At 71.7% G+C, this 24,943-nt stretch carries 22 protein-coding genes and 1 other RNA gene; 4 read left to right on the top strand and 19 right to left on the bottom strand.

Features of this window, described 5'->3' with window-relative positions; translation table 11 throughout:
* The 5 genes from AB0G74_RS28610 to AB0G74_RS28590 form a co-directional block, all read right to left on the bottom strand.
* Complete coding sequence (locus AB0G74_RS28610) at positions 1 to 996, bottom strand: sugar ABC transporter permease (RefSeq protein WP_358824032.1); 996 nt, start codon at positions 994 to 996, stop codon at positions 1 to 3.
* Between the two features lie 33 nt (positions 997 to 1,029).
* The gene (locus AB0G74_RS28605) at positions 1,030 to 2,328 is read right to left on the bottom strand and encodes an extracellular solute-binding protein (protein WP_361151856.1); all 1,299 of its coding nucleotides are present in this window, start codon (positions 2,326 to 2,328) and stop codon (positions 1,030 to 1,032) included.
* A gap of 265 nt (positions 2,329 to 2,593) precedes the next feature.
* Positions 2,594 to 2,875: a DUF3039 domain-containing protein gene (locus AB0G74_RS28600; protein ID WP_358824030.1), complete on the bottom strand. Its 282-nt coding sequence runs from the start codon at positions 2,873 to 2,875 to the stop codon at positions 2,594 to 2,596.
* Between the two features lie 148 nt (positions 2,876 to 3,023).
* A complete protein-coding gene (locus AB0G74_RS28595) occupies positions 3,024 to 3,797 on the bottom strand; it encodes an ABC transporter permease (protein WP_361151852.1) in 774 nt (257 codons plus the stop codon).
* Complete coding sequence (locus AB0G74_RS28590; protein ID WP_361151900.1) at positions 3,794 to 4,531, bottom strand: ATP-binding cassette domain-containing protein; 738 nt, start codon at positions 4,529 to 4,531, stop codon at positions 3,794 to 3,796. Before AB0G74_RS28590 ends, AB0G74_RS28595 begins: the two co-directional genes overlap by 4 nt.
* A gap of 124 nt (positions 4,532 to 4,655) precedes the next feature.
* On the opposite strand from AB0G74_RS28590, the gene AB0G74_RS28585 reads away from it, so the two are divergent.
* Positions 4,656 to 5,846: a histidine kinase gene (locus AB0G74_RS28585; protein ID WP_361151849.1), complete on the top strand. Its 1,191-nt coding sequence runs from the start codon at positions 4,656 to 4,658 to the stop codon at positions 5,844 to 5,846.
* Positions 5,843 to 6,532, top strand: coding sequence for a response regulator transcription factor (locus AB0G74_RS28580; RefSeq protein ID WP_361151846.1), 690 nt, complete (start codon positions 5,843 to 5,845; stop codon positions 6,530 to 6,532). The genes AB0G74_RS28585 and AB0G74_RS28580 overlap by 4 nt, the downstream gene beginning before the upstream one ends.
* 438 nt (positions 6,533 to 6,970) lie before the next feature.
* Here AB0G74_RS28580 and AB0G74_RS28575 read toward each other — a convergent pair whose 3' ends face one another.
* Positions 6,971 to 7,531 (bottom strand): YqgE/AlgH family protein, encoded by a 561-nt coding sequence (locus tag AB0G74_RS28575; protein WP_361151843.1) that lies wholly within the window; start codon positions 7,529 to 7,531, stop codon positions 6,971 to 6,973.
* 249 nt (positions 7,532 to 7,780) lie between these two features.
* Between AB0G74_RS28575 and murA the strand changes: the two genes are divergently transcribed.
* Positions 7,781 to 9,124, top strand: coding sequence for a UDP-N-acetylglucosamine 1-carboxyvinyltransferase (murA, locus tag AB0G74_RS28570; RefSeq protein WP_361151840.1), 1,344 nt, complete (start codon positions 7,781 to 7,783; stop codon positions 9,122 to 9,124).
* Between the two features lie 199 nt (positions 9,125 to 9,323).
* On the opposite strand, the gene AB0G74_RS28565 is transcribed toward murA, so the two are convergent.
* The 13 genes from AB0G74_RS28565 to ftsE form a co-directional block, all read right to left on the bottom strand.
* Entirely contained in the window at positions 9,324 to 9,605 is a 282-nt protein-coding gene (locus tag AB0G74_RS28565) for an HU family DNA-binding protein (protein WP_004571953.1), read from the bottom strand.
* Positions 9,606 to 9,968: 363 nt separating this feature from the next.
* Positions 9,969 to 11,396, bottom strand: coding sequence for an NAD-dependent malic enzyme (locus AB0G74_RS28560; RefSeq protein ID WP_361151837.1), 1,428 nt, complete (start codon positions 11,394 to 11,396; stop codon positions 9,969 to 9,971).
* 495 nt (positions 11,397 to 11,891) lie between these two features.
* The gene (locus AB0G74_RS28555) at positions 11,892 to 14,423 is read right to left on the bottom strand and encodes a UvrD-helicase domain-containing protein (RefSeq protein WP_361151835.1); all 2,532 of its coding nucleotides are present in this window, start codon (positions 14,421 to 14,423) and stop codon (positions 11,892 to 11,894) included.
* Positions 14,424 to 14,494: 71 nt separating this feature from the next.
* Entirely contained in the window at positions 14,495 to 15,514 is a 1,020-nt protein-coding gene (locus tag AB0G74_RS28550) for a zf-HC2 domain-containing protein (protein WP_361151832.1), read from the bottom strand.
* Positions 15,511 to 16,104, bottom strand: a complete 594-nt coding sequence (locus AB0G74_RS28545) for a sigma-70 family RNA polymerase sigma factor (RefSeq protein ID WP_358824021.1) — start codon at positions 16,102 to 16,104, stop codon at positions 15,511 to 15,513. The genes AB0G74_RS28550 and AB0G74_RS28545 overlap by 4 nt, the downstream gene beginning before the upstream one ends.
* Before the next feature lie 645 nt (positions 16,105 to 16,749).
* Positions 16,750 to 17,427, bottom strand: coding sequence for a CGNR zinc finger domain-containing protein (locus tag AB0G74_RS28540; RefSeq protein ID WP_361151830.1), 678 nt, complete (start codon positions 17,425 to 17,427; stop codon positions 16,750 to 16,752).
* A 699-nt stretch (positions 17,428 to 18,126) separates the two neighbouring features.
* The gene (locus tag AB0G74_RS28535; RefSeq protein WP_361151828.1) at positions 18,127 to 19,455 is read right to left on the bottom strand and encodes a serine hydrolase domain-containing protein; all 1,329 of its coding nucleotides are present in this window, start codon (positions 19,453 to 19,455) and stop codon (positions 18,127 to 18,129) included.
* Between the two features lie 153 nt (positions 19,456 to 19,608).
* Positions 19,609 to 20,283: a disulfide bond formation protein DsbA gene (locus tag AB0G74_RS28530; RefSeq protein WP_361151826.1), complete on the bottom strand. Its 675-nt coding sequence runs from the start codon at positions 20,281 to 20,283 to the stop codon at positions 19,609 to 19,611.
* Between the two features lie 114 nt (positions 20,284 to 20,397).
* Positions 20,398 to 20,792, bottom strand: a transfer-messenger RNA (tmRNA) gene (gene ssrA / locus AB0G74_RS28525).
* Positions 20,793 to 21,015: 223 nt separating this feature from the next.
* Entirely contained in the window at positions 21,016 to 21,507 is a 492-nt protein-coding gene (gene smpB, locus AB0G74_RS28520) for an SsrA-binding protein SmpB (protein ID WP_361151823.1), read from the bottom strand.
* Between the two features lie 18 nt (positions 21,508 to 21,525).
* On the bottom strand, positions 21,526 to 22,692 hold the full coding sequence (locus AB0G74_RS28515; protein ID WP_361151820.1) for a S41 family peptidase: 1,167 nt from the start codon (positions 22,690 to 22,692) through the stop codon (positions 21,526 to 21,528).
* 67 nt (positions 22,693 to 22,759) lie between these two features.
* The gene (ftsX, locus tag AB0G74_RS28510; RefSeq protein ID WP_361151818.1) at positions 22,760 to 23,677 is read right to left on the bottom strand and encodes a permease-like cell division protein FtsX; all 918 of its coding nucleotides are present in this window, start codon (positions 23,675 to 23,677) and stop codon (positions 22,760 to 22,762) included.
* A gap of 56 nt (positions 23,678 to 23,733) precedes the next feature.
* Positions 23,734 to 24,423: a cell division ATP-binding protein FtsE gene (ftsE, locus tag AB0G74_RS28505; protein WP_361151815.1), complete on the bottom strand. Its 690-nt coding sequence runs from the start codon at positions 24,421 to 24,423 to the stop codon at positions 23,734 to 23,736.
* A gap of 267 nt (positions 24,424 to 24,690) precedes the next feature.
* Here ftsE and AB0G74_RS28500 point away from each other — a divergent pair, with 267 nt between their 5' ends.
* A complete protein-coding gene (locus AB0G74_RS28500; protein ID WP_361151812.1) occupies positions 24,691 to 24,882 on the top strand; it encodes a hypothetical protein in 192 nt (63 codons plus the stop codon).
* Positions 24,883 to 24,943 lie beyond the last annotated feature (61 nt).

Genomic DNA, 24,943 nt, shown 5'->3' with positions numbered 1-24,943 from the left:
TCACAGTTCTTCTCCCTGGCGTCGCATGAGCCTCAGATAGACGAGGGTGACGGCCAGCAGAATCAGCAGCATCACCACGCCGATGGCCGAGCCCAGGCTGTACTGCGAGGAGGCGAACGCCTTCTGGTACGCGTACACATTGAGCACGAGATTCTGTCCGGCGATTCCGCCGCCGGTGGTCATCACATAGATCTGGGTGAAGACCTTGAAGTCCCAGATGATCGACTGGATGGTGACGACCACCAGAATGGGCCGGAGCATCGGCGCGATGATCGTGCGCCAGATCCGCCACTGGGACGCCCCGTCCAGCGACGCCGCCTCCAGCACCTCGGAGGGGATCGCCTTGATGCCCGCGTAGACGGTCACCATGACGAACGGGAAGGAGCACCAGACGACCTCGAAGAGGACCAGGGCGAAGGCGCTGTAGCGCCCGTACGTCCACGAGTAGTCGCCGAGCCCCAGCAGCCGGTTGACCGGGCCGTGGTCGGGGTCGAAGAGGAAGACCCAGACGGTCGAGCCGGTGATCGCGGGCGTGGCCCAGGCGCCGAGGGCCGCCATCATCAGCAGCAGCCTGGGCACCGCCCGGATCCGGGTGAGCAGAACGGCCAGGGCGCAGCCGACGGCGAGGGTGGCGATCACACACCCGGCGGCGAAGACCACCGTCGCGATGAGTACGTCCCAGAACTGCCGGTCGGCGAAGAGCTCCTGGTAGTTCCCGAAGCCCACGAACGTGGTCGGCTCGCCACCGCTGACCTGGGCCTGGGTGTATTCGAGGAAGGAAATCAGGCCGAGCTGGTAGATCGGGTAGACCAGCAGCCCGGCGAGGACGACGAGGGCGGGCAGCAGATACAGCCAGGGTGTCCACCCGCTGCCGCGCCGCCCGCCGCGGCCCCGCCGCGCGCCGCGCGCCGTACCGTCCCTGCCGGGTCGCTTCCCGGCGGGGGCCGGGGCGGCGGTCTTCACCGCGCCCGGCTCCGCTGTCGCTTCGTGCGTCATATCGGTGTGTTCTCCGGTTCGGTTCCGGTCGGGTCAGCCGGAGAAGGCCGCGTCCATCTTCTTGGCGGCGTCATTGGCGGCGGATTCGACGTTCTTCTTGCCGCTGACGATCTCCTGGAACATGGTCGGCAGCACGGTGGAGGCGTCGATCTGGCCCCAGCCCGGGGAGGCCGGGACGAACTTGGCGCCCGCGCCGAGGGTGTCGACGAACGGCTTGACGAAGGGCTCCTTGGCGGCGACCTCGGTCCGGACGTCGGTGTAGGTGGGCAGGAAGCCCATGGCGTCGAAGAACTTGCGCTGGCTCTCCTTGCCCGCGAAGGACTTCATCAGCTCGACCGCGAGGGTGCGGCGGGGGCTGCTCTTGAGGACGCCGATGTTGTTGCCGCCCGCGAACGCGGGGGCGATGTCACCGGCCTTGGCGCCCGGCAGCGGGACGACCGCGTACTTGCCCTTGACGCTGCCCGCCTCGACGGCCTGGTGGCTGAAGTCGCCGCCGATCGCCATGGCGGCGGTGCCGGAGGCGAAGGCGGTGACCGTGGCGTTGCCGCCCATGGTGGCGCACTTGGCGGCCGGACAGTTGTCGTCGCCGAAGAGGGACGTGTAGGTGCTGATGCCCTTCTGGGCGGCGGCGCTGTTGATCGCGGCCTTGTACTTGCCGCCGTCCTCGGTGGCGATCTCGCCGCCGTTGGCCCAGATGAACGGCATGGCGCCGTAGGTGTAGGCGCCGCCGACGGCGATGCCGTACATGTTCGGCTTGGCCTTGCGGATCTTCTTGGCCGTGGTGACCAGTTCGTCCTGGGTGGTCGGCGGCTTGAGGTTCAGCTCCTTGAAGACGTCCGTGCGGTAGTAGAGCGCGCGGACGCCGACGAAGAGGGGGGCGCCGTAGATCTTGCCGTCGACGGTGACGGACTGCCGGGCGGTGGCGTCGGTGGCCTTGGCGTCGGCCCACTCGCCGAACTCCTTGGTCACATCGGCCAGGCCGCCGTCCTTGACGTATCCGGCGGTGTCGGTGTTGCCGTACTCGATGACGTCCGGGGCGCTCTTCGGGTCGTTGAAGGCCGCCTTGATCCGCTGGGCGCGGGTCTCGACGGGGATGTACTCGACCTCGACCTTGGTGTCCTTGTTCTTCTGGGTGAAGGACGCTATCGCCTCGTCGACGACCTTCTTCTTGGGGTCGTTGTTGACCTCCTGGAAGAGCCAGACCCGCAGGGTGCCGGTCTTCTCGTCCTTCTTGGAGCTGGTGTCGGAGGTCTGGGGCGCGCAGGCGGTGGCGGTGAGGCCGGCGAGGACGAGTGCGGTGACCGGAACGGCGATGCGGGAGCGGAGCTTCATTGGCGGTCCCTCGGGAAAGAGTGCGAAGCGCATTGCGACATATGCAACGCGTGTTTCGTGCTGCACAACACCCGGTGAACATAGAACGGCTCAAACGCCCCGACAAGTGGTCTCAACCACTCTGTGACCGGGCGAAGCATCCTGTGCAACGCAAAAGAAATGTCCCGCCGGACAACAAAACGGTCCCCGGGGCGCGAACCTTCGCGCCCCGGGGACCGTCGTCACCGTCATGGCCGCCGTCACGGCGGCGGGGATGGGACCCCCGTTACTTCTTGTCCTTGCCGCCCTTGTCGCCACCCGGGCCCATGGACTCGTAGATCTCCTTGCAGAGCGGACAGACCGGATACTTCTTGGGGTCGCGCCCCGGCACCCAGACCTTTCCGCACAGCGCGACCACGGGAGTGCCGTCGAGGGCGCTCGCCATGATCTTGTCCTTCTGGACGTAATGGGCGAAGCGCTCGTGATCGCCGTCGCCGTGCGACACCTGCGGCGTCGGCTCTACGAGGGTTCCCGTCCCTGTCCCGCGATCGGGCTCAAGAGTGCTCATGAACTCCAAGGGTACCCGGGCCCGGGCGGGGTACGGCCCCGCCCGCCGGGACCCGTGCGCCCGGCTCCGTACCGCCGCCGCGCGACCCGTTCCCTACGGTCCACCGGCGCCCGATTCCGTACGGTTCCGTACGCCCGGTTCGCACCGTCTACGCATCCCGCCGCCGCAGCACCACCAGACCCGCCGCGACCGCCGCCGCCGTCCACCCCAGCAGGATCAGCAGCCCGGCCCCCGGGCCGTACGGGATCCGCTCGTCCGCGACCGTCGACATCAGCCGGGTCCCGGCGATGTGCGGCAAGTAGCGGGCCACCGAACCGACCCCGGGCAGCGACGCCAGCAACTCCCCCACGATGAAGAAGAGAGGTACGAGGACCGAGAGCGCCACCACCGGACGGCGCAGCACCCCCGCCACCCCCGCCGACACCAGCCCCAGCAGGGTGAGATGGACCGCGAGGCCGAGCACCGCCCGGAACGCCCCCGGATCCCCGATCGAGACGTTCAGCTCCTCGCCCATCGCCCCCTGGGCCGTGAAGAACGCGGCGAAGGCCGTCGGCAGCGCCACCGCCACCAGGACCGCCGCCAGGACCGACAGCTTCGCGAACCAGAACACCGTCCGGTCCGGGACGGCCGTCAGCGACGCCCGGATCTGCCCGGTGGCATGCTCCCCGCCGACCACCGCCACCCCCAGGAACACCACCGTCAGCTGGCTGATCGAGACCCCCGCGAAGCCGAACAGCACCGGATCGAAATCGGGGCCCCGGAATTCCGCCGCGTTCCTCCCGACCGTCCCGCCGTACAGCAGGGCGACCCCCGTGGTGAGCAGCGCGGCGGCCGCCAGGGTCCACCAGGTGGAACGCAGGGTCCGCAGCTTCAGCCACTCGGCCGACGCGGCCGACGCGAACGACGCCTCGCGCCCGCTCACCGTCCGGCCGCCGTCCCGGCGGACGCGCCCGCCGTCAGCCGGATGAACGCCTCCTCCAGCGATCCGCCGGGCCCCGCGTGCGCCCGTACGACCTCACCGACCGGCCCCCGGGCCACCAGCCGCCCGCGCGCCACGACCACCACATCGTCCACGGTGAGCGCCGCCTCCCCCATCAGATGCGAGGAGACCAGCACCGTACGGCCCTCGGCGGCCCAGCGCCGCAGCAGCCCCCGGAGCCAGACGATGCCCTCCGGATCGAGCCCGTTCACCGGTTCGTCCAGCAGCAGTACGGGCGGATCGCCGAGCAGGGCGGCGGCGATGCCCAGCCGCTGCCCCATCCCCAGGGAGTACGTCCCGGTCCGCTTCCCGGCCGCCTCCGCGAGCCCCACCTGGTCGAGGACGGCATCGACCCGGGAGTCCGGGATCCGGTGCGTCCGGGCCAGAAACCGCAGATGGGCCCGCCCGGTCCGGCCCGGATGCGCCGACCGGGCCTCCAGCAGGGCGCCCACCGTCCGCAGCGGCCGGGGCAGCGCCGCGTACGGCAACCCGCCGAAGAGGGCCGTACCCGCGTCCGCCCGCTCCAGACCGAGCACGGTCCGCAGAGTCGTGGACTTGCCCGCGCCGTTGGGTCCGAGGAAACCGGTCACCCGGCCGGGCTCCGCCCGGAACGTCAGACCGTCCACGACGGTCACCGGGCCGCGGCGCCTGGTCAGCCGCGCGATGTCGAGAGAGATATCCGTGGTCACCACCCCACCGTGGGCCCCGGCCCCGGCCCGGCGCGTCAGGCCAGGGACCGAGCCGCCCCTCTCCGTCCCGGGACGGAGGCGCGCGGCCCCGCCCGGCGGCTACGTTGCGGGGATGACTGCCGACGGACGGACCGACCGGGGACCGGTCGTACGGGACGCGGCGGCCGTGGCCGGATATCTGCTGCTGACGGCCGCCACCGGGACCACCGACGGCGGCCGGGCACCGCTCGTCCCCATCCCGGCCGCCCTGCTGCTCACCCTCGCGACCGCCCTGCCGGTGGTGGCGCGCCGCCGGTGGCCCGTCCCCGTGTTCGCCGCCGTACTCGCCGCGACCTGCGCCGGAATCCTGGTGGACACCGTCCGCGACCCCTTCCTCCCGGCCGCCCTCGCCCTCTACACCGTCGCCGCCGAGGGCATCCGGACCCCCTGGTGGCGGCGATGGCTGCCCGGCCTCGCGATCCTCGCGCTCGGCGGCTGCGCCCTCCTCGTCCCCCTCCACACCGGCCCCGGCGACTGGTGGTCCGACGGCGTCGGGCTCCTCGTCCTCGGCTGCGCCGCCCTGCTCGGCGCGTGGGAACTGGGCCGGGCCGCGTACGAACGCCGGGCCTTCGCCGTCCGAACCGCCCACCAGCTCGCCCAGCGGGCCGTCGCCGACGAACGGCTCCGGATCGCCCGCGAACTCCACGACGTCGTCACCCACTCCATCGGACTGATCGTGGTCCGGGCCGGAGTCGCCAACCACGTCGTCCGCAGCCGCCCCGAAGAAGCCCACGAAGCACTCCGGGTGATCGAGGCCACCGGCCGGGGCGCCCTCACCGAACTCCGCCACATGCTGGGCGTACTGCGCTCCCCCGCCACCGGCGAACGGGTCCCCGCCGCCCTCGCCCCCGTCCCCGGAACCGCCGGACTGCCCGCCCTCGCCCGCCGCGCCGGAGCCGCGCTCACCACCGAAGGACTCGACGGACTCCCCGCCGGAATGGGCGTCACCGTCTACCGGATCGTCCAGGAAGCCCTGACGAACGTCCTCCGGCACGCGGGCCCCGGCACCCCCTGCCGGATCACCGCCCGCGCCACCGGCGACGCCGTACTCCTCCTCATCGAGGACGACGGACCACCCCGCCCGCCCGCGCCCGACGGCCACGGCATCGCCGGAATGCGCGAACGGGCCGCCGTGTACGGGGGCGTCCTCACCGCCGCCCCCCGGCCCGGCGGCGGCTTCACCGTCCGCGCGGAACTGCCCTACGCCGCCGACGCCCCGGCACCGGCGCCACCCGGACCGACGGAACGGAAACGCGGCACATGAACCCACCCGACGACACGGCCGTACGGGTACTCGTCGCCGACGACCAGGTCCTGCTCCGGTCCAGCCTGCGGCTCCTCGTCGACGCCGAACCCGGCCTGACCGCCGTCGGGGAGGCCGCCGACGGCGACGAAGCCGTCCGGCTGGCCGCCGAGACCCGGCCCGACGTGGTCCTGATGGACGTCCGGATGCCCGGCACCGACGGCATCGAAGCCACCCGGCGACTCTGCGCCGACCCCGCGACCGCCACCACCCGGGTCCTGATGCTGACCATGTTCGACCTGGACGCCTACGTGTACGGGGCGCTCCGCGCCGGGGCGAGCGGCTTCCTCCTCAAAGACACCCCGCCCGCCGAACTCCTCGCCGCGATCCGGGTCGTCGCGGCGGGCGACGCGCTGATCGCCCCCGCCGTCACCCGCCGCCTGATCGCCGAATTCGCCGCCCGCCCCGGCCCCGGAAACCCCTCCCCCGGCGGCCTCGACCGGCTGACCGGCCGCGAACGGGACGTCCTCGGCCTGGTGGCGCGCGGCCTCAGCAACCGGGAGATCGCCCAGCGGCTCTACGTCGGCGTCTCCACGGTCAAAACGCACGTCAGCCACCTCCTGACGAAGTTCGCGGCGCGGGACAGGGCGCAGCTGGTGATCGCCGCGTACGAATCCGGCCTGGTGATCCCGGGCACCCCTTCCTGACCCCGGGCCCGGGCCCGGCATCCCGCCGTGGGAGCAACGGCCGTGTCCCGACCGCGCGCGGTCCGTGGCTTGTCGCGCAGTTCCGCCCCCTATGCCTTCGGCAATGGGGGGGACCCCCAGCGCCTTGGCCCTCCCGGTGACGCCCACGCCACCCGCCCAGCCGGGCAAGCCGGTCAGGCGACCGCGCGCGGTCGGTGGCTTGTCGCGCAGTTCCGCCCCCTATGCCTTCGGCAATGGGGGGACCCCCAGCGCCACCTGGGTTGCCCTCCTGACCGCCCTCGGAAAGAGACGGGCCCCTCTTCCCGGAGCGGGTACCCCATTTCAGGGGCGGCGCCGGGGAGAGCATTTAGGGGCTCGGGGAACTGCGAGAGAAGCCACGGGCGGGCCGCGGGTGGCATCGGGCCGGCGGGGGCAGGCCGGGAGGCCGGGCGGTGGGGGTCAGTTCAGGGACGGGTCGTCGGGGTACGTCGCGAACATCGCCAGCTCACTGCGCTGGCGCCGCAGCACCGCCCGCCACAGCGCCTCCGGCTTCGGGGACGACACGTCGCCCGGTTCGGATTCGACGACGTACCACGCGCCCTCGTCCAGTTCGGTCTCCAGCTGGCCGGGGCCCCAGCCCGCGTAGCCGGCGAAGATCCGGAGGCTGCCGAGGGCGGCGCCGAGGAGTTCGGGGGGTGTCTCCAGGTCGACGAGGCCGATCGCGCCGTACACCCGCCGCCAGCCGAGGGGGCCCTCTTCGCCGGGGATGACGGCGACTCCGAGGGCGGAGTCGAGGGAGACGGGGCCGCCCTGGAAGACGACGCCGGGCTCCCCGGCGAGCGCTTCCCAGGGCTGGAGGATGTCGCCGACGCCGACGGGGGTCGGCCGGTTGAGGACCACACCGAGCGAGCCTTCGTCGTCGTGGTCGAGCAGCAGGACGACCGCCCGGTCGAAGTTCGGGTCCGCGAGGGCGGGGGTGGCGACGAGCAGTCGCCCCGTGAGCGAGGACGCCTCGGTCATGCGAGCAATGATCCCGCATCCCGCCGCGCGGCGGGACCCGGCCCCCCGGTCGGGCCGCAGTCGGGCCCCGGCCCCGTACCCTCACGCACCCCGCCGCGGAACCCGTCACGCTACGCGCCGCGCCGCACACCCTGTGTGCTGTACCGAAATCATGACCCTCTACCCCCTCCCCGCCCTGACGGGGCACGGCCCCCGGCCCCTTACCCTTTTCTCTGGCCCCCTGCCCGACCACTCCGGAACGCGAGATTCATGACCGGCACAGACGATGTACTGCTTGTCCACGGCGGAACTCCGCTGGAGGGCGAGATCCGCGTCCGCGGCGCCAAGAACCTGGTGCCGAAGGCGATGGTCGCCGCGCTCCTCGGCAGTGAACCGAGCAGACTGCGCAATGTGCCCGACATCCGCGATGTGCGGGTGGTGCGCGGGCTCCTCCAGTTGCACGGGGTCACCGTCCGGCCGGGTGAGGAGCCCGGTGAGCTGGTTCTCGACCCGACGCACGTGGAGTCGGCGAATGTCGCCGACATCGACGCGCACGCGGGCTCGTCGCGGATCCCGATCCTCTTCTGCGGCCCGCTGCTGCACCGGCTGGGCCATGCCTTCATCCCGGGTCTCGGCGGCTGCGACATCGGCGGCCGGCCGATCGACTTCCACTTCGACGTGCTGCGGCAGTTCGGCGCGAAGATCGAGCGGCGGGACGGCGGCCAGTACCTGGAGGCCCCGCAGCGGCTGCGCGGCTGCAAGATCCGGCTGCCGTACCCCTCGGTCGGCTCGACCGAGCAGGTGCTGCTGACGGCGGTGCTCGCCGAGGGCGTGACGGAGCTGTCGAACGCGGCGGTCGAGCCCGAGATCGAGGACCTGATCTGCGTTCTGCAGAAGATGGGCGCCATCATCTCGATGGACACCGACCGGACGATCCGGATCACCGGTGTCGACCGGCTCGGCGGCTACACCCACCGGGCGCTGCCGGACCGGCTGGAGGCCGCGTCGTGGGCGTCGGCGGCGCTGGCGACCGAGGGCAATATCTATGTCCGGGGCGCCCAGCAGCGGTCGATGATGACGTTCCTCAACACCTACCGCAAGGTCGGTGGCGCGTTCGAGATCGACGACGAGGGCATCCGGTTCTGGCATCCGGGCGGCTCCCTCAGCGCCATCGCCCTGGAGACGGACGTCCACCCCGGTTTCCAGACCGACTGGCAGCAGCCGCTGGTGGTGGCGCTGACCCAGGCGTCCGGGCTCTCCATCGTCCACGAGACGGTCTACGAGTCCCGGCTGGGCTTCACCTCGGCGCTCAACCAGATGGGTGCCCACATCCAGCTGTACCGGGAGTGCCTGGGCGGCTCGGACTGCCGCTTCGGCCAGCGGAACTTCCTGCACTCGGCGGTCGTGTCGGGCCCCACGAAGCTCCAGGGCGCCGATCTGGTCATCCCGGACCTGCGGGGCGGTTTCTCGTATCTGATCGCGGCTCTGGCGGCCCAGGGGACGTCCCGGGTGCACGGCATCGATCTGATCAACCGGGGTTACGAGAACTTCATGCGGAAGCTCGCGGACCTGGGCGCGAAGGTCGAGCTGCCCGCCGCGGGCAAGGGCCTGTAACCGGTCTTACGGCCCCGGGGCGCACGCCCGCGCCCCGGGCCACGGGTCGGGCCGCCGGGTCCGCGCCCCGGGCCGCCCGCCCGGCGGACGGCCCCGGAAACGACACGAGGGCGGTCACCATCGAATGGTGACCGCCCTCGTCGCTGTCCGGCGACCGCGCTCCGCCGTACGGCGGTACGGCCGTGATCCGGCCGAAGGGTTACTTGCCCTTGGCCGCTTCCTTCAGCTTCGAGCCCGCCGAGACCTTGACGCTGTAACCCGCGGGGATCTGGATGGGGTCGCCCGTCTGCGGGTTGCGCGCGGTGCGAGCGGCACGGTGGGTGCGCTCGAAGGTCAGGAAGCCGGGGATGGTGACCTTCTCGTCGCCCTTGGCGACGACCTCACCGACGGTCTCGGCGAGGGCGGCCAGCACGGCGTCGGCGTCCTTGCGGGTCACCTCGGCGCGGTCGGCCAGCGCGGCCACCAGCTCACTGCGGTTCATGTTCTTACTCCCGTGTTTCTTCTTGCCTGTGAGGCGTGAGATCGAAGCCGATGCTGCCAGGGCCCTCTGACACTCCCCCGGTCAGGGGGTCCGTCAGCTGACCCCGCCCTGTCCGGTGGAATCTCCCCAGGGACGCAGGTCCTCGGAGCAGCATCCTGCCTCCACCAATGGCGGGAACGCCAATCCGGCACCCTCCCGGATCACACGAAAAGCGCCACCGCCCCGCCGTGGTGACGTTCCGTCGACACGGCGGGGACACAACGCAGCCGCGCGGGCCCGTGGTTCCGGCCACCCTAGATCGGCGGCGGGCGCGCCGCGTTCCACGACGCGCCGGGAGCCGAGGTCAGGCGGGGTCGGCGGGGGTCAGGTGGTGGGGGTCACATCGGCCGCGGCGGCCTTCGCGGCGGTCCGGACGGCGCCCGCGACGGCTCCGGCGACCTTGTCGTTGAAGACCGAGGGGATGATGTAGTTCGGGTTCAGCTCGTCCTCGGTGACGACATCGGCCAGGGCGGTCGCCGCGGCCAGCATCATCTCCGTGTTGACGGTCCGGGACTGGGCGTCCAGCAGACCGCGGAAGACCCCCGGGAAGACCAGCACGTTGTTGATCTGGTTGGGGAAGTCGGAGCGGCCGGTGGCGACCACGGCGGCGGTACGGCGGGCGACGGCGGGGTCGACCTCCGGGTCCGGGTTCGCGAGCGCGAACACGATGGCGTCGTCGGCCATCGCCGAGACGTCCTCGGCGCCGAGGAGGTTGGGCGCCGAGACGCCGATGAAGACATCGGCCCCGGCCACGGCCTGCTTCAGGGTGCCGGTGACGCCCTCGGGGTTGGTGTTGTCGGCAATCCAGCGGAGCGGCGTACCCGGGGCGGCGTCGACCAGGTCGGGGCGGTCGGCGTGCACCACACCGTGGATGTCGGCGACGACGGCGTGCTTGACCCCGGCCGCGATCAGCAGCTTCAGGATCGCCGTACCGGCGGCCCCGGCACCGGACATGACGACCCGTACGTCCGAGACGGCCTTGCCGACCACGCGCAGCGCGTTGGTCAGGGCGGCCAGCACCACGATGGCGGTGCCGTGCTGGTCGTCGTGGAAGACGGGGATGTCGAGGGCCTCGCGCAGCCGGGCCTCGATCTCGAAGCAGCGGGGCGCGGAGATGTCCTCCAGGTTGATTCCGGCGAAACCGGGCGCGATGGCCTTGACGATCGCGACGATCTCGTCGGTGTCCTGGGTGTCCAGGCAGAGGGGCCAGGCGTCGATCCCGGCGAACCGCTTGAAGAGGGCCGCCTTGCCCTCCATCACGGGCAGGGCGGCCTTGGGGCCGATATTGCCGAGGCCGAGTACGGCGGAGCCGTCGGTGACCACGGCGACGGAGTTCCGCTTGATGGTGAGCCTGCGGGCGTCCTCGGGGTTCTCCGCGATGGCCATACAGACCCGGGCGACGCCCGGGGTGTAGATCATGGAGAGGTCGTCACGGTTGCGGATGGGGTGCTTGGACTGCATCTCGATCTTGCCGCCGAGGTGCATCAGGAAGGTCCGGTCGGAGACCTTGCCGAGGACGACTCCCTCGATGGAGCGCAGCCCCTCGACGATCTCGTCGGCGTGCGCGGTGGAGGATGCCGCGATGGTGACGTCGATCCGGAGCTTTTCGTGCCCGGAGGCGGTGACGTCGAGGCCGGTGACCGATCCACCGGAGGACTCCACCGCCGTGGTGAGCTGGGAGACCGCGGTTCCGCTCGCGGGCACCTCCAGCCTGACCGTCATCGAGTACGAGACGCTTGGCGCCGTTGCCATGGCCGGATCCCTCTGCTTTCCCTAGCTCTTTCGCTCCACCGCCGCGGCCCGGCGCTTCGGCTGGGCTACGGCGGCGCACTCCCGATGGTCGCACCTACCTGCGGGTAGCAGGTAATAGTGGTCGTATTGTTTCTGGAAATCCAGTTCCACGATACGAGAAAAACCTCAGGTCAGCGGGGTCGTGGACCGCTCGCGGAGGCCGCCCCGGAACGAGATCGGGCCCGCGCCCCGAGGGGACACGGACCCGATCCGTACGACTTCTACGCTGAGTGACACCGGCCCGCCATGCTCGCCTCGCGGCAAGTGGTCGCTCGAAGCGACGAAGGTTGGGCCCGGGGGCTTGGATCGGGCCGGTGCCAATCCCAAGGCTAACAAACTGTTCTTGGTTCGCAGGCGGGTTGCCCCGTACGGACCGCGCCGGTCCGCCCGCCCGCCCCCGACCGGCGGAACCGGTACGCCCACCCGGCTCCGAGTCGGCCCCCCGGTCGGTCCCGGTCAGTCCCGCAGCAGCTCCGGCACCCCCGCCTCGTCCGGCGCGTCCGCCGCCGTGGTGACCACGGTCAGCTCCCGGGTCGCCCGGGTCAGAGCCACGTAGAGCACCCGGAGCCCGGTCTCGTCGGCGCCCGCGATCTCGGCGGGCGCCACCACGATCGACGCGTCGTACTCCAGGCCCTTCGCCTCCAGCGAGCCGAGGGCCACCACCCGGTCGCCGAGTCCGGCCAGCCAGCCCGCGGCCTCCTCGCGGCGGTCCATGGCGACCACCACGCCGACGGTGCCGTCGACCCGGGCGAGCAGCCGTTCGGCCTCCGCCCGGACCGTCGCGCCCAGTCCCGTACCGCCGCCGGTGCCACCACCGGCACCGTCGGCGGGGGCGAACCGGGGCACCACGCCCGTCGAGCGGACCGCGGTCGGCGAGGTCGCCCCCGGCATCGCGCGGGCCAGCACCTTCGCCGCAAGTTCGGCGATCTCCGCCGGGTTGCGGTAGTTCACGGTCAGCTCGAACCGCCGCCTCGGCCGGGTCCCCAGCGCCTCGTCCCGGGCCTCGGCCGCGTCCTTTGGCTCGGGCCACGACGACTGCGCCGGGTCCCCCACCACCGTCCAGGTCGCGTGCCGCCCCCGGCGGCCGATCATGCGCCACTGCATGGGCGTCACGTCCTGCGCCTCGTCGACGATGACATGCGCGTACTCGGTACGCTCCGCCGCCAGCCGCTCGGCCCGCTCCCGCTGGGTCTCCTCGCGCCGGGGCATCAGCTCCTCCAGGCCGGTGAGCTGGTCCAGCGGGTCGTACTCCCGCTTCCGCTTCGGCCGGGCCGGGGTGCCCAGCAGGGTGTCGAGCTCGTCCAGCAGGGCCACGTCGTGCACCGACAGCGGCCCGGAGCCGTCCGGGCCGATCCGCTTCAGGGAGCGGGCCGTCGCCCGGACCTCGCCCGGGGTCAGCACCCGGCGCGCCCAGCGGCCCAGCCGCCGCTCGTCGGCCATCGCCGCCAGCACGGTCCGCGGCGTCAGCTCGGGCCACCAGGCGTCGAGGAAGCCGGTGAAGGCGTCCTCGGAGGTGACGTCCTCGTCGAAGGAGGACCGCAGCTCGGCCGCCAGCTCGGGGTCCGCGTGCCGGCCGGCCGAGCCGGAGCGGGCGTACAGCGCGTCCAGCAGCAGCCGCCGGGCCCGGGGCCGCAGCAGATTGACCGGGGCCGTGCCGCTGAGCACGGTCTGCCGGATCCGGCGCAGCTCGGCGGCCTCCAGTTCGAGCCGCCGCCCGAAGGCGACGACCCGCAGCAGATCGGTCCGTACGGGCGGCTTCGCCGCCGGGGACTCGTCGGTCCCCTCGTCGTCTCCGAAGGCGAGCTGCCCCTCCGACGCGGCGGGCGGCGGCAGCTCCAGCGCGCCCCGGGCGGCCTTCCTGAGCACCTTCAGCATCCGCGACGCGCCCTTGATCCGGGCCACGGCCGGGGTGTCGTAGGCCGTCGCCTCCGCGCCGTCGACCAGATGGCCGACCGCCCGGATCGCGACCTGCCCCTCCTCGCCCAGGGACGGCAGTACGCCCTCCGTGTAGGCGACGAGCAGCGGTGTCGGGGAGACGATCAGGATTCCGCCCGCGTACCGGCGGCGGTCCTGGTAGAGCAGATAGGCGGCCCGGTGCAGGGCCACCGCCGTCTTGCCGGTGCCGGGGCCGCCCTCCACATGGGTGACCGAAGCGGCGGGCGCCCGGATGACCAGGTCCTGCTCGGCCTGGATGGAGGAGACGATGTCGCGCATCGTATGGCCGCGGGACCGGCCGAGCGCCGCCATCAGGGCGCCGTCGCCGATCACCGCCAGCTCCCGGCCGTCGAGGCTCGCGGTCAGCTCGGGGCGCATCAGGTCGTCCTCGACGCCGAGCACCTTGCGCCCCTTGGAGCGGATCACCCGGCGGCGGACGACCCGGCCCGGGTCGACGGGCGTGGAGCGGTAGAAGGGCGCGGCGGCCGGGGCCCGCCAGTCGATCACCAGCGGCGCGTACTCCTCGTCGAGTACCCCCATCCGGCCGATGTGCAGGGTCTCGCCGATATCGGCGGTGTTGTCGGGGCGTACGGCGTCGTCCGCGGGCTCCACCGAGGTGTAGGCGCCGTCGGGGCCCCGTTTGCCGTCCTTGCCGTACAGCAGGTCGATCCGGCCGAAGAGGAAGTCCTCGTACTCGGCGTGCAGCCGGTTGAGATGCACCCCGGCCCGGAAGACCTGGGCGTCCCGCTCGGCCAGCGCGCCGGGCGTGCCGACCTGGCCGAGCCGGGCGGCGTCGTGCATCAGGAACTCCGCCTCGTGGATCTTCTCCTCAAGACGTACGTACACCCGGTCGAGGTGTACCTGTTCGACGGCGATCTCCCGATCGCGGACGGAATCGGCCGCCGGTCCACCGGCCGTTTCCCCGGCCGCGTCCCGGGCCGGTTCTCCGGCCGTTTCCCGGGCGGGGCCGGCCGGCGGTCCACCGGCCGATCCCCGAACCGTGTCTCCGGCCGAATCGTCGGCCGTGTCCGCAGCGGCGTTGTGCCTGGCCACCGAGGCCCCCTTCTGACGTGCACTGGGCAGCCGTCAACCGTACGCGAAGGGGGGCCGTCTGTCAGGCGGGGTCAGACGTCGATCTCGACCAGTTTCTGATTGCCGAAGGTCCGTACCTCGAACCGGTCGATCTCCTCGCGGTCCATCGCCGCGCCGCCGTGCACGTACAGCGGGTGCCGCGACGCGCCGGTCGGCCCGTCCGGGATGCCGTACCCCCACGCGGGCACCGCCCAGGAGGTGATGACCTCCTCCTCACCGGTCTTCGACACGGCGACCAGATTGCACTTCAGCGGGCCCTTGACACCCTTCAGCTCCAGAACGGTCCGGGTCCCCCAGCCCCTCGGCTCCATTCCGACGGTCGCCGACACCAGGGTCGTCGGATCGGTCGCCCGGGCCTTGTCCCGCATCTCCGCCAGCAGCGCGTGCTCGGAGGGGGCCATCGGCAGCGGCCCCGTACCGACGCCCGGCTGTCCCCCGCCGTCGGCGATCAGATACGTCACCACCGGGGCCGCCACGATCAGCGCCGCGGCGGCGGCCACCAGATACGTACCGCGCCTGCGCCGGGCCGACCGGGCGGCGGCCACCTGGCCGAGCAGTCCGTCGAGCGCCCGGGGCGCGGGCGGCCCCGGCAGCACCGGCAGCAGATGGGCCCCCGGCGCGCCCGGTGCCCCCGGCGGCCGGCCGGGCGGACCCTCCCGCCCCGGCCCGCCACGGGCACTCGGCCCGGGACCGGCACCGGGCCGATACGAACGGGCCGAACCGGAAGACCTGATCGCGCCGGGGGAATGGGGCGGCTCCGTTGAATAAGGAGCATAAGGAGAATAAGGGGCGCGAGAGGAATGAGGGGAATGAGGGGAGAGAGGCGAACAGCGTGAACCGGGAGGGGGCGAGGGCGTGGCGGCGGGCGGTACCGGGGCCTCGGCCAGCACGGCCAGCATCGGCTCCAGACAGGAGAACTCCTCCAGTCGTCCGGCACACATCTCGCATCCCGCCAGATGCACCTCGAACGCGGACATGTCCGCGTCGTCCAGGACTCCGAGCACATACGCCCCCACGGCGTCGTGAATCGAGCCCTGCCCCCGCATGGTCATGCTGTGACCCCCCTTTCCTCCAACGCGAGTTTCATCGAACGCAGCGCGTAGAACACTCGCGAACGGACCGTCCCACTGGGAATGCCGAGCGTTTCCGCCGCCTCGTTGACCGTCCGGCCCTTGAAGTAGGTCTCCAGGAGTACTTCCCGGTGCGCAGGTGTCAAATCGTCCAGTGCGTCCGATAGCGTCATCAGCCACAACGCCTTGTCTATCTCGTCCTCCGCGGGCATGACCTCCAGCGGCGACGGGTCGACCTCCTGCGGCCGGGCCTGCCGGCTGCGGTGACCGTCGATGACGATCCGCCGGGCGACCGTCACCAGCCAGGGTCGGACGGAGCCGGTCGCGCGATTGAGCTGACCGGCGTTCTTCCAGGCACGGATGAGCGTCTCCTGCACCACGTCCTCGGCACGCTGGCGGTCGCCGGCGACGAGACGCAACACATAGGCGAGCAGAGGTCCCGCGTGTTCGCGGTAGAGCGCCCGTACCAACTCCTCGTCGGGGACGGCGGAGAACTGGTACGGCGGCGTGCTGCGATGGCGAGCCCTCTGCGGACGGTCATCGGCCACGGCGGCATCTTTGCGCACCTGCAACCTCCCGGTCGAGACCTTGACATGGCTTCGGCTGACTACTGTCCCCGTCCTTTACGGACGAAGACGCCTCGGCATTCAAGGCGACCGGAAAAACTTCCGACCAGCCTGGGAAAACGCCCTGTTCGCCCTCCTTTCCCTACTCATTTCCATGGTCGTGACAGTGATTTCGAACCGCCCCGGCGTACGGCCGCGGAACCGCCCCGGCGCCGGGTTCACCCCGTTTTACGTACCGGACCGGGAAACGGTTCAACGCATCCGAGATCATTCTTCGAATTCCCGGTTTTTCCGGATTCCCGGATGTCCAGATATCCGGATATCCAGGAATCCGGCGCCTCGCCTCCCGGGGCGGTGGCGCTCCCGGCTCCCCCGGCTTCCCGGGTGCGCGGTGTTCCCGGTGCCCCCGGCTTCCCCGCTTCCCGGGCACGCCAACTGCCCGGGTCGGCCGGGTACCCGTGTGCGCGGGTGCGCGACGGCCTCGGCTTCCCGGCTTCCCGGGTACGCCGACGGCCGGAGTCGGGCGGCTTCCCGGCTTCCCGGGCCGGTCGGCTCCCGATTCCCCGGGCGCCCCCGCCCGGGTCAGCGGCTTCCCGGTGCCTCGGGCCCCGGACGGTCCCCGAGGCGGCGGGTTCTTCGCGTCGGTGGACCTCAGGCCCGGGCCAGGGCCGCCTCGGCGACCCGCCGCCGGTGTCTGGCGACCCGCTCCCGGTTGCCGCAGGTCTCGCTCGAACACCAGCGGCGGCGGCTGCCGCGCGAAGTGTCCACATACACCCTCCGGCAGCTCTCGCCCTCGCACTGCCGCAGCAGCCGCCGGGCCGCCGGGTCGGTCAGCAGCTCGACGGCGTCCCGGGCGACGGCGGCCAGGAGTTCGGCGCAGTCGGGCGTCCGGGTCACCGCCCGGACCAGGGTCCCGCTCGGGTCCCGTACCGCCCGCACCGCCGGGGGCGCCCCGGCGGCCAGCGCGTTCACCCGGTCAAGGGCGACATCGGCGGGGGTACGCCCGCCGCCCTCTCCCCACCCCTCGATCTCGGCGCGCACCACCTGGGCCAGATGACCGCGGAGTTCGGCGAACCGCTCCACCCAGCGGGGGCAGTCGGCGGGCAGCGGAGTCCCCGGCGGCACCAGCCGGGCCCCGACCAGCCAGCGCCGCAGCCGCCCCTCCCCGGCGAGCGGCTCGTCCACCGGCCCGCCGCCGGGGGCGGGTTCGGCGGTGGCGACGAGGTCCAGACAGACCCGCCCGCTGTCAAAACGCCAACCATATGGATCGGGCGCCTCCGGGTCGCGTCCGTCGGCGGACCTCAACGGGTCCGCTGCCTGTGCCGCCATGCCCCTGTCACCACCTCGGGCTCGCCACGGGTCTCGCTCCCAGAGTGCTCCTACCCTCCCGCCCCGAAAACACCCCGCGCGCCGCGACTCTCGGCTCTCCCGGGCGCCACCGACAACCCGGACCGCGCCCGGCAACCTGATGTTGTTCGCGGCCCGCGGGCAATGGGGCCCCAGCGCCTGGCTCTCCCGGGCACCGCCCCGAACCCGGGTCCCGCCCGGCGCCCTGATGTTGTCGGCGGTGCACACCACCCTCGTGGCTGGTCGCGCAGTTCCGCCCCCTATGCCTTCGGCAATGGGGGGACCCCCAGCGCCTTGGCTCTCCGAGTTGCCGCCCCGAACCCGGGTCCCGTCCGGCGCCCGGGCGTTGTCGGCGGTGCACACCACCGTCGTGGCTGGTCGCGCAGTTCCCCGCGCCCCTGGTTGCCTTCCTGACCGCCCTCGGAAAGAGGCGGGCCCTCGTTGGTGGGGCGGTGCCTTTTTCAGGGTCGGCGCTGGGGAGAGCATTGAGGGGCGCGGGGAACTGCGCGACCAGCCACGGACGGTCTGCAGACCGCCGACAACGCCCGGGCGCCGGGCGAGACCCGGAGAGCGACGCGCTCGGGGTCCCCCACCGCCGAGGCACAGGGGCACAGGGGCACAACGCACCGCGCGAGCCGCTGGGACGGCGCCGCGTCACCCCGCGGCGCCGTCCGGGCGCGGCTACTGCGGAACGGCCCGCCCCGGCGCGATGTCCTCGTGGCGCTCCGCCCGCTCGGGCGCAGCCGAACGAGCCGCCGGCGCCGTCGCGGCCGCGGGCGCGGGCGCGGGCGCCGCGGGACCGCAGAACGCCGCCTCCAGCGTCCTCGGCAGCGTATTCAGCACCGCACCCGTGTTGGACGTGTTCGCCACCGCCGTGATCGCCCGCCTCCCGTCCCCCGACGCGAAGGCGAAGGTGTAGTACCCCTGCACGGTCCCGGTGTGCCCGTACACGGACACCCCGCAGGACAGATCGCGCCGCCGCAGCCCCAGCCCGTACCCCTGGGTGGAGTTGACCGGCGTCCAGGTCCGCATCTCCGCGAGCGCCGCCGCCGAGGTCAGCCGTCCCTTCATCAGCGCCGACATGAAGGTGTTCAGATCACGGGTGCTGGAGATCACGGCGCCCGCGCTCTGCGCCCAGGACGCGGTCTGCCGGGTGGAGTCGACGAGCGGCGCCCCGGCCTCGTCGGGCCGGAGGTAGCCCTTGACGTGGCTGCCGGGGATCGCGGTGTCCGGGTGGACATAGAACGTGTCGTCGAGGTCGAGGCGGTCGATGATCCGCCGCTCGTACGCCGTCCCGACGTCCGTGCCCGTCAGCTTCTCGATCAGCATGCCCGCGACGACGAAGTTGGTGTTGGAGTAGGAGTACGTCGTCCCCGGGGTGACCGTCGGCGGCTTCGCGAGGGAGAGATCGAGCAGTTCGCGGTAGCTGAAGACCCGGTTGCGGACGGATTCGAAGCCGGGCACCGTCGCGGCGAACATGTCGTTGGTGTAGTCGTAGAGCCCGGTGCGGTGGCTCAGCAGATGGCGGACCGTGATCCGGGGGTCGATCAGCCCGGGGAGGTAGTCGTTCACGGGCGCGTCGAGCGCCAGCGCGCCCTCGTCCACGAGCTGGAGCAGGACGACGGCGGAGAAGGTCTTGCTGACACTGCCGATCCGGAACCGGTCGGCGGTGTTGATGGCGCGCCCGGTGGCGCGGTCCCCGATGCCCTCGACCTGCCGGAGTACGCCGATGCCGTCGTCGATCCGGGCCATCGCGCCCGGCGCGCCGTTGGCGAGGGCGGCCTTGAGGGCGGACCGCAGGGCGACGGGGTCGGGGGCGGTCAGGGGCGCGGCCGTACGGGGCGCGCTCGCCCCCGTACCCGTACCGCCCGCGCCCGCCGGGCCGGGAGCACCGGCGGCACCGGGCGATCCGGGCGCCGCGACCGCCGACTGAGCGGGTACGAGGACCGCGCACAGCGACAGCAGTGCGGCACCGGCCGCGGTTCCCCTGCTCACCTTGGCTGAGACCATGTGGTCTTTCTCCGTCCTTGGTTCTGGAGGCGGCGGCGCTGACACGCCGCCGTCACCAGCTATAGACGGCGATCCGCCGGAAGAGGTGCACCGGCGGGGGTGAACTCCCGTCATGTCCCGTACTCCGGACGGTCTTCGGCGGTGGCCGGCCCGTCAGCGGAGCCCGTCGAGCCGGGGCGCGGACTCCGTCCGGGTGCGCTTGATCTCCTGGAATCCCGGTACGGAGGCCAGCAGCAGAAAGCCGTCCCAGAGCCGTCCGGCCGCCGCCCCGGTGGGTACGGGCGAGACCACCGGGCCGAAGAGCCCGATCCGGCCGCCGCCCGGCCCGCCGGAACCCCCGGCACTGCCGGAGCCACCGGGTCCACCGGGTCCACCGGGTCCACCGGGCCCGGGGACGCCCAGGACGGGGGTGCCGACGTCGGTGCCGACGAGGGCGACGGCCTCGGCGTGCGAGGCCCGTACGGCGTCGTCGTACTCGGTGGTCCAGGCGGTGTCGGCCGCTCCGGGCGGCAGCCCGGCCCGCTCCAGGGCGCCGGGGATCGCGTCCCAGTCGCCGTCGAGATGGAAGGCGGCGCCGAGTTCGCCGAGGAAGGCGCCGAGCGCGTCGGAGCCGTACCGGTGCTCTACGGCCGCGCAGACCCGGACCGGCGCCCAGAGATATTCGCCCCAGTCGCCTTCGGGGTCGTCGTCGCGGTGTTCGTTGAGTACGGCGAGGCTCATCACCCGCCACCGGACGGAGAGCGGCCGTACGGCGGCGGCTTCCCGGAGCCAGCGGGAGGTGAGATAGGTGTACGGGCATACGGGGTCGAACCAGAAGTCCACATCCACCGCTCCACGTTAGGCCCCCCGCGCCGACCGCCGTCGCAGGTCGCCGCGAACGCTCCGACCACACGACGAAGGCCCGGCTGTCGCTGACAGCCGGGCCTTCGCCTCACATGGGATGAGTGGAGATGGCGGGAATCGAACCCGCGTCCAACGGTGCGGAACCAGGGCTTCTCCGAGCGCAGTCCGCTGCGATTTTCTCGGCCCCGGAGATCACACGGACAAGTCTCCGACGGGCTCAGTCACTGTTGGATTTTCCTCTTGACCCCGTGACCGGGTCTAGAGGTTGAGTTCCCTAGTTGACGCCAGGGACCGGGTCGGGAACACCCCCGGGCTGACGCTCCATGAGTGAAGTTTCGTCTCTACTGCTTATTAGGCAGCGAGGGCGAAGGCTTCGGAGTTATCGCGCTTGGAATTGGCGATTATTGTTTGCGACATATGGTTTACGAGATCATTGCCGCTTCCTCGGCTCGCTTCCCCTGCCTCGACATCCGCTGTCGAAACCGATCATCCCCATGTTGAATTTTCAAGCAATACCGACGGCAGCCCGTCGGCTCGCCCCTCACCGAGGGACGTTCCCATCGTACGGGACCAACACGATCCGGTGCCAGCGCATTCCCCGGCACCCGGCTCCGCGCCGGAACCGTAGCGCCGCCGCGACGCGACGCGAGCCCTGACCGGCCCCGGAATCCAGGACCCGACCGGGCGACGGCCGACAGCCGGCGTCGGCGGAACAGGTCAGCGGGGCTCCTGCGCCCGCTGCCGCCGCCGCGCCGCCGAGATCGCCTTGTCCGCCTCGCGCCGGTCCTGCCGCTCCCGCAGCGTCTGCCGCTTGTCGTACTCCTTCTTGCCCCGCGCCAGGGCGATCTCCACCTTGGCCCGGCCGTCCTTGAAGTACAGGGCGAGCGGTACGACGGTATGACCGGACTCCTGCGCCTTGGACTCCAGCTTGTCGATCTCCGCCCGGTGCATCAGCAGCTTCCGCTTCCGCCGCGCCGAGTGGTTGGTCCAGGTCCCCTGCGAGTACTCGGGTACGTGCACGTTGTGCAGCCACGCCTCGTGCCCGTCGATCTGGACGAACCCGTCCGCCAGGGACGCCCGCCCCTGGCGCAGCGACTTCACCTCGGTACCGGTGAGCACCAGACCGCACTCATAGGTGTCGATGATGTGATAGTCGTGCCGCGCCTTCTTGTTCTGCGCGATCAGCTTGCGCCCTTTTTCCTTAGCCATAGTGCGGTCATTTTCGCACTACGACCCCGCCCCCAGGCCACTCAATACCGTCTCGGCCCGCTCCTCGGCGTCCTCGCCGTCCGCCGGGGTCAGATCGGGCACGATGCCCCGGCCGTCGACCTCGTGCCCCTCGGGCGTGCGGTAGTGCCCCACGGTCAGCTCGGCCACCGAGCCGTCCAGCAGCGGCCGGGGCATCTGGACCGACCCCTTGCCGAAGGTCCGGGTACCGACGGTGACGGCCCGGCCACGGTCCTTCAGGGCGCCGGTGACCATCTCGGCGGCGCTCATCGTGCCCCCGTCGACCAGGGCGACCACCGGCCGGCCGGTGTCCCCGCCGGGCTCCGCGTACAGGGCGTGCTGCTCGCCGTCCATGTCGTAGGTGGCGACCAGACCGCCGTCGAGGAAGGCGGAGGCGGCCGTCACGGCCTCGGTGATCAGCCCGCCGCTGTTGCCCCGGAGATCGAGCAGTACCCCGGCGCCGTCGGGCGCGTCGGCGACGGCGTCCTTCACCCGCTCGCCGGTGCCCCGGGTGAACGACGACACCCGGATCTTCACCGCGCCGCCCGCCAGCCGCTCGACCGTCACGGACTCCGCCGACAGGGTCGTCCGGACCAGGCGCTCGGTCCACGCCCGGCCGCCACGGGCCAGGCCCAGGGTGACGTCCGTCCGTTCGTCGCCCCGCAGCAGGGCGACGATCTCGGTCACGGGACGGCCTTCGACGGAGCGCCCGCCGATGGTCCGCAGCCGGTCGCCGGGCCGGATCCCGGCCCGCTCGGCCGGGCCGCCGGGCCGGACCCGGGCGACTTCCACCCGGCCGTCGGCGGAACGCTTCGCCCAGAGCCCGACGCCGGTGTACTCGCCGTCGAGGGTCTGCTGGAACCTGGCGTACTCGTCCCGGTCGTAGACCGCGCCCCACCGGTCGCCGCTGCGGCTGACGACCTCCCGGGCCGCCTTCGTACCGGAGCCGCCCTCGGCGACCGCGTCGGCCGCGGCCCGGGCCACGGCATCGGGGTCCACGGTCGCCCCGGCCGGTCCCGCGGCCAGTGGCCGGTGGTCGTCGGCGGGCCGGTCGACCGGCAGCGCGTCGGTCACGGCGCCGGTGGCCAGCACTCCGGCGAAGACCAAAGTCAGGGCCGCCCCGCGGCGGGAGCGGCGGGGCCGAGGGCGGAACTCAGGGCCCGGCATGGGCCCGAGTCTAGGACAAGCGTCGGGCGCCGTACGGTCGTTGCCCGCACGGCGCCCGGGGCGGATGTCACACCTTGAGGTACTTGCGCAGCGCGACGAAAGCGGCAAGGGCCGGCATCAGCAGACCGATCACCACGACCAGCGGCAGGGTGGCCGCGACCGCGTCCCAGCCGATGAAGTTGATCAGCGGCATCTTGTCCGCGAGCGCCAGTCCGTGGTCGATCAGGAAATAGCGGCCCGCGATCAGCATGCCCGCCGCCATCAGCCCGCCCAGCAGCCCGGCGATCGCCGCCTCCAGGATGAACGGCAGCTGGATGTAGAAGCTGGACGCGCCCACCAGCCGCATGATGCCGGTCTCCCGCCGCCGGCTGAACGCCGAGACCCGTACCGTGTTGACGATCAGCATCAGCGCCACGAGCAGCATCAGCGACATCAGGGCGATCGCCGCCCGGTTCATCCCCTTCATCAGGTCGAAGAGATTGGCCAGGATGTCCCGCTGGTCCTCCACGGACTGCACTCCGGCCCGGCCCGCGAAGGCCGTCTCGACCACCGCGTACTTCTCCGGGTCGTGCAGTTTCACCCGGTACGACTCCGGCATCTGGTCCGGTGTGATCGTATCCGCGAGAGGAGTGTCGCCGTAGCTCTCCTTGTAGCGCTTGTACGCCTGCTCCGCGCTCTCGTAATGGATTTTGTCGACGATCTCCATCTTTTCGAGCTCGGTCTTGATCTCTTCCTTCTGCCCGCCGGTCACCGCGCCCTTGGAGCACTGCTTCGAGATCCGCGCGTCGTTCTTGTTGCAGAGGTAGATCGAGACATTGACCTTGTCGTACCAGTAGTCCTTCATCGTGCCGACCTGCTTGCTGAGCAGTACGGCGCTGCCGAAGAGGGCGAGCGACAGGGCGACCGAGATGATGACGGCGAAGGTCATCGTGAGATTGCGGCGGAGACCCACACCGATCTCCGACAGGACGAACTGGGCGCGCATCGCGTGCGATCAGCCTTTCTCGCGCAGGTGGTACGGAAACGGGCCCGCCACGGCCGTCAGTGCTGGTAGCCGTAGACGCCGCGGGCCTGGTCGCGGACGAGGCGGCCGTGTTCCAGCTCGATGACGCGCTTGCGCATCTGGTCGACGATGTTCTGGTCGTGGGTGGCCATCACCACCGTGGTGCCCGTCCGGTTGATCCGGTCGAGCAGCTTCATGATCCCGATGGAGGTCTGGGGGTCGAGATTTCCCGTCGGCTCGTCGGCGATCAGCAGCATCGGCCGGTTGACGAACGCCCGCGCGATCGCGACCCGCTGCTGTTCGCCACCGGACAGCTCACCGGGCATCCGGCGCTCCTTGCCGCCGAGCCCGACCAGATCGAGCACCTGCGGTACGGCCTTGCGGATCTCGCCGCGCGGCTTTCCGATGACCTCCTGGGCGAAGGCCACGTTCTCGGCGACGGTCTTGTTCGGCAGCAGCCGGAAGTCCTGGAATACGGTGCCCAGCTTCCGCCGTACCTGCGGCACCTTCCAGTTGGAGATCTTCCCCAGATCCTTGCCGAGGACATGGACCGTTCCGTGGCTGGCCCGCTCCTCCCGGAGGATCAGCCGGAGGAAGGTCGACTTGCCGGAGCCCGAGGAACCCACCAGGAACACGAACTCGCCCTTGGTGATATCCAGGGAGACATCGTGCAGCGCTGGCCGGTTCTGCTTGGGATAGGTCTTGGAGACATGGGCGAATCGGATCACGGGACACACCACGGGTCAGCCGGGAGCAGAGGTGTGCGTGAGACTACGCGAACCCTCTGTGGCTACGCAGTCGACGGCCGGGGTTGCGAAGATTGTCACGCCCATTTGCCGCTCCCCCGCAGGGGGGAAGAATCCGGGCCCCGCGCCGAACCGCGCCGGAGCTGGCACAGTGGTAGGGGAACAGTCGCGTCGCCCGGAGCGTTGTTGCCACCAGAGGTGTGCCGACGGACCGCGAGGACGCGGCTCGGCGCGGGAGGAGGAGAGCGCATGACCTATGACCGTCTGGTGTGCGCCAACTGTGCGGCCCCGGTCTCCGAGGGCCGCTGCCCGGTATGCCGCGCGAACCGCGAGCGGCTCCAGCAGGATGGCCCGCTGGCGTCGCTGACGCCCGTGGCGCTGGCCGCGCTGCTGATCGTCCTGATCGCGGCGGTCGCGGTACTGGCGACCCGAACGGCCTGACATACCCGACCTCGGGCAACCTCAATATGACCACCGTCCGCGTCACCGGCGCCGATTATCG

The organism is Streptomyces sp. NPDC020875 (genome assembly GCF_040641415.1).
In the GTDB taxonomy this organism is placed as follows: Bacteria; Actinomycetota; Actinomycetes; order Streptomycetales; family Streptomycetaceae; genus Streptomyces.
Note: the sequence above shows the minus strand (reverse complement) of the source record. Positions and strands in the feature narration are given on the sequence as shown.

Coding starts and splice junctions, on each gene's coding strand:
- AB0G74_RS28605 (WP_361151856.1), bottom strand. CDS start 2,328: ATGAAGCTCCGCTCCCGCATCGCCGTTCCGGTCACCGCACTCGTCCTC.
- AB0G74_RS28575 (WP_361151843.1), bottom strand. CDS start 7,531: ATGACCGAGGCGTCCTCGCTCACGGGGCGACTGCTCGTCGCCACCCCC.
- murA (WP_361151840.1), top strand. CDS start 7,781: ATGACCGGCACAGACGATGTACTGCTTGTCCACGGCGGAACTCCGCTG.
- AB0G74_RS28500 (WP_361151812.1), top strand. CDS start 24,691: ATGACCTATGACCGTCTGGTGTGCGCCAACTGTGCGGCCCCGGTCTCC.
- AB0G74_RS28535 (WP_361151828.1), bottom strand. CDS start 19,455: ATGGTCTCAGCCAAGGTGAGCAGGGGAACCGCGGCCGGTGCCGCACTG.
- AB0G74_RS28560 (WP_361151837.1), bottom strand. CDS start 11,396: ATGGCAACGGCGCCAAGCGTCTCGTACTCGATGACGGTCAGGCTGGAG.
- AB0G74_RS28565 (WP_004571953.1), bottom strand. CDS start 9,605: ATGAACCGCAGTGAGCTGGTGGCCGCGCTGGCCGACCGCGCCGAGGTG.
- AB0G74_RS28610 (WP_358824032.1), bottom strand. CDS start 996: ATGACGCACGAAGCGACAGCGGAGCCGGGCGCGGTGAAGACCGCCGCC.
- AB0G74_RS28515 (WP_361151820.1), bottom strand. CDS start 22,692: ATGCCGGGCCCTGAGTTCCGCCCTCGGCCCCGCCGCTCCCGCCGCGGG.
- smpB (WP_361151823.1), bottom strand. CDS start 21,507: ATGGCTAAGGAAAAAGGGCGCAAGCTGATCGCGCAGAACAAGAAGGCG.
- AB0G74_RS28580 (WP_361151846.1), top strand. CDS start 5,843: ATGAACCCACCCGACGACACGGCCGTACGGGTACTCGTCGCCGACGAC.
- AB0G74_RS28600 (WP_358824030.1), bottom strand. CDS start 2,875: ATGAGCACTCTTGAGCCCGATCGCGGGACAGGGACGGGAACCCTCGTA.
- AB0G74_RS28550 (WP_361151832.1), bottom strand. CDS start 15,514: ATGACCATGCGGGGGCAGGGCTCGATTCACGACGCCGTGGGGGCGTAT.
- AB0G74_RS28585 (WP_361151849.1), top strand. CDS start 4,656: ATGACTGCCGACGGACGGACCGACCGGGGACCGGTCGTACGGGACGCG.
- AB0G74_RS28540 (WP_361151830.1), bottom strand. CDS start 17,427: ATGGCGGCACAGGCAGCGGACCCGTTGAGGTCCGCCGACGGACGCGAC.
- ftsX (WP_361151818.1), bottom strand. CDS start 23,677: ATGCGCGCCCAGTTCGTCCTGTCGGAGATCGGTGTGGGTCTCCGCCGC.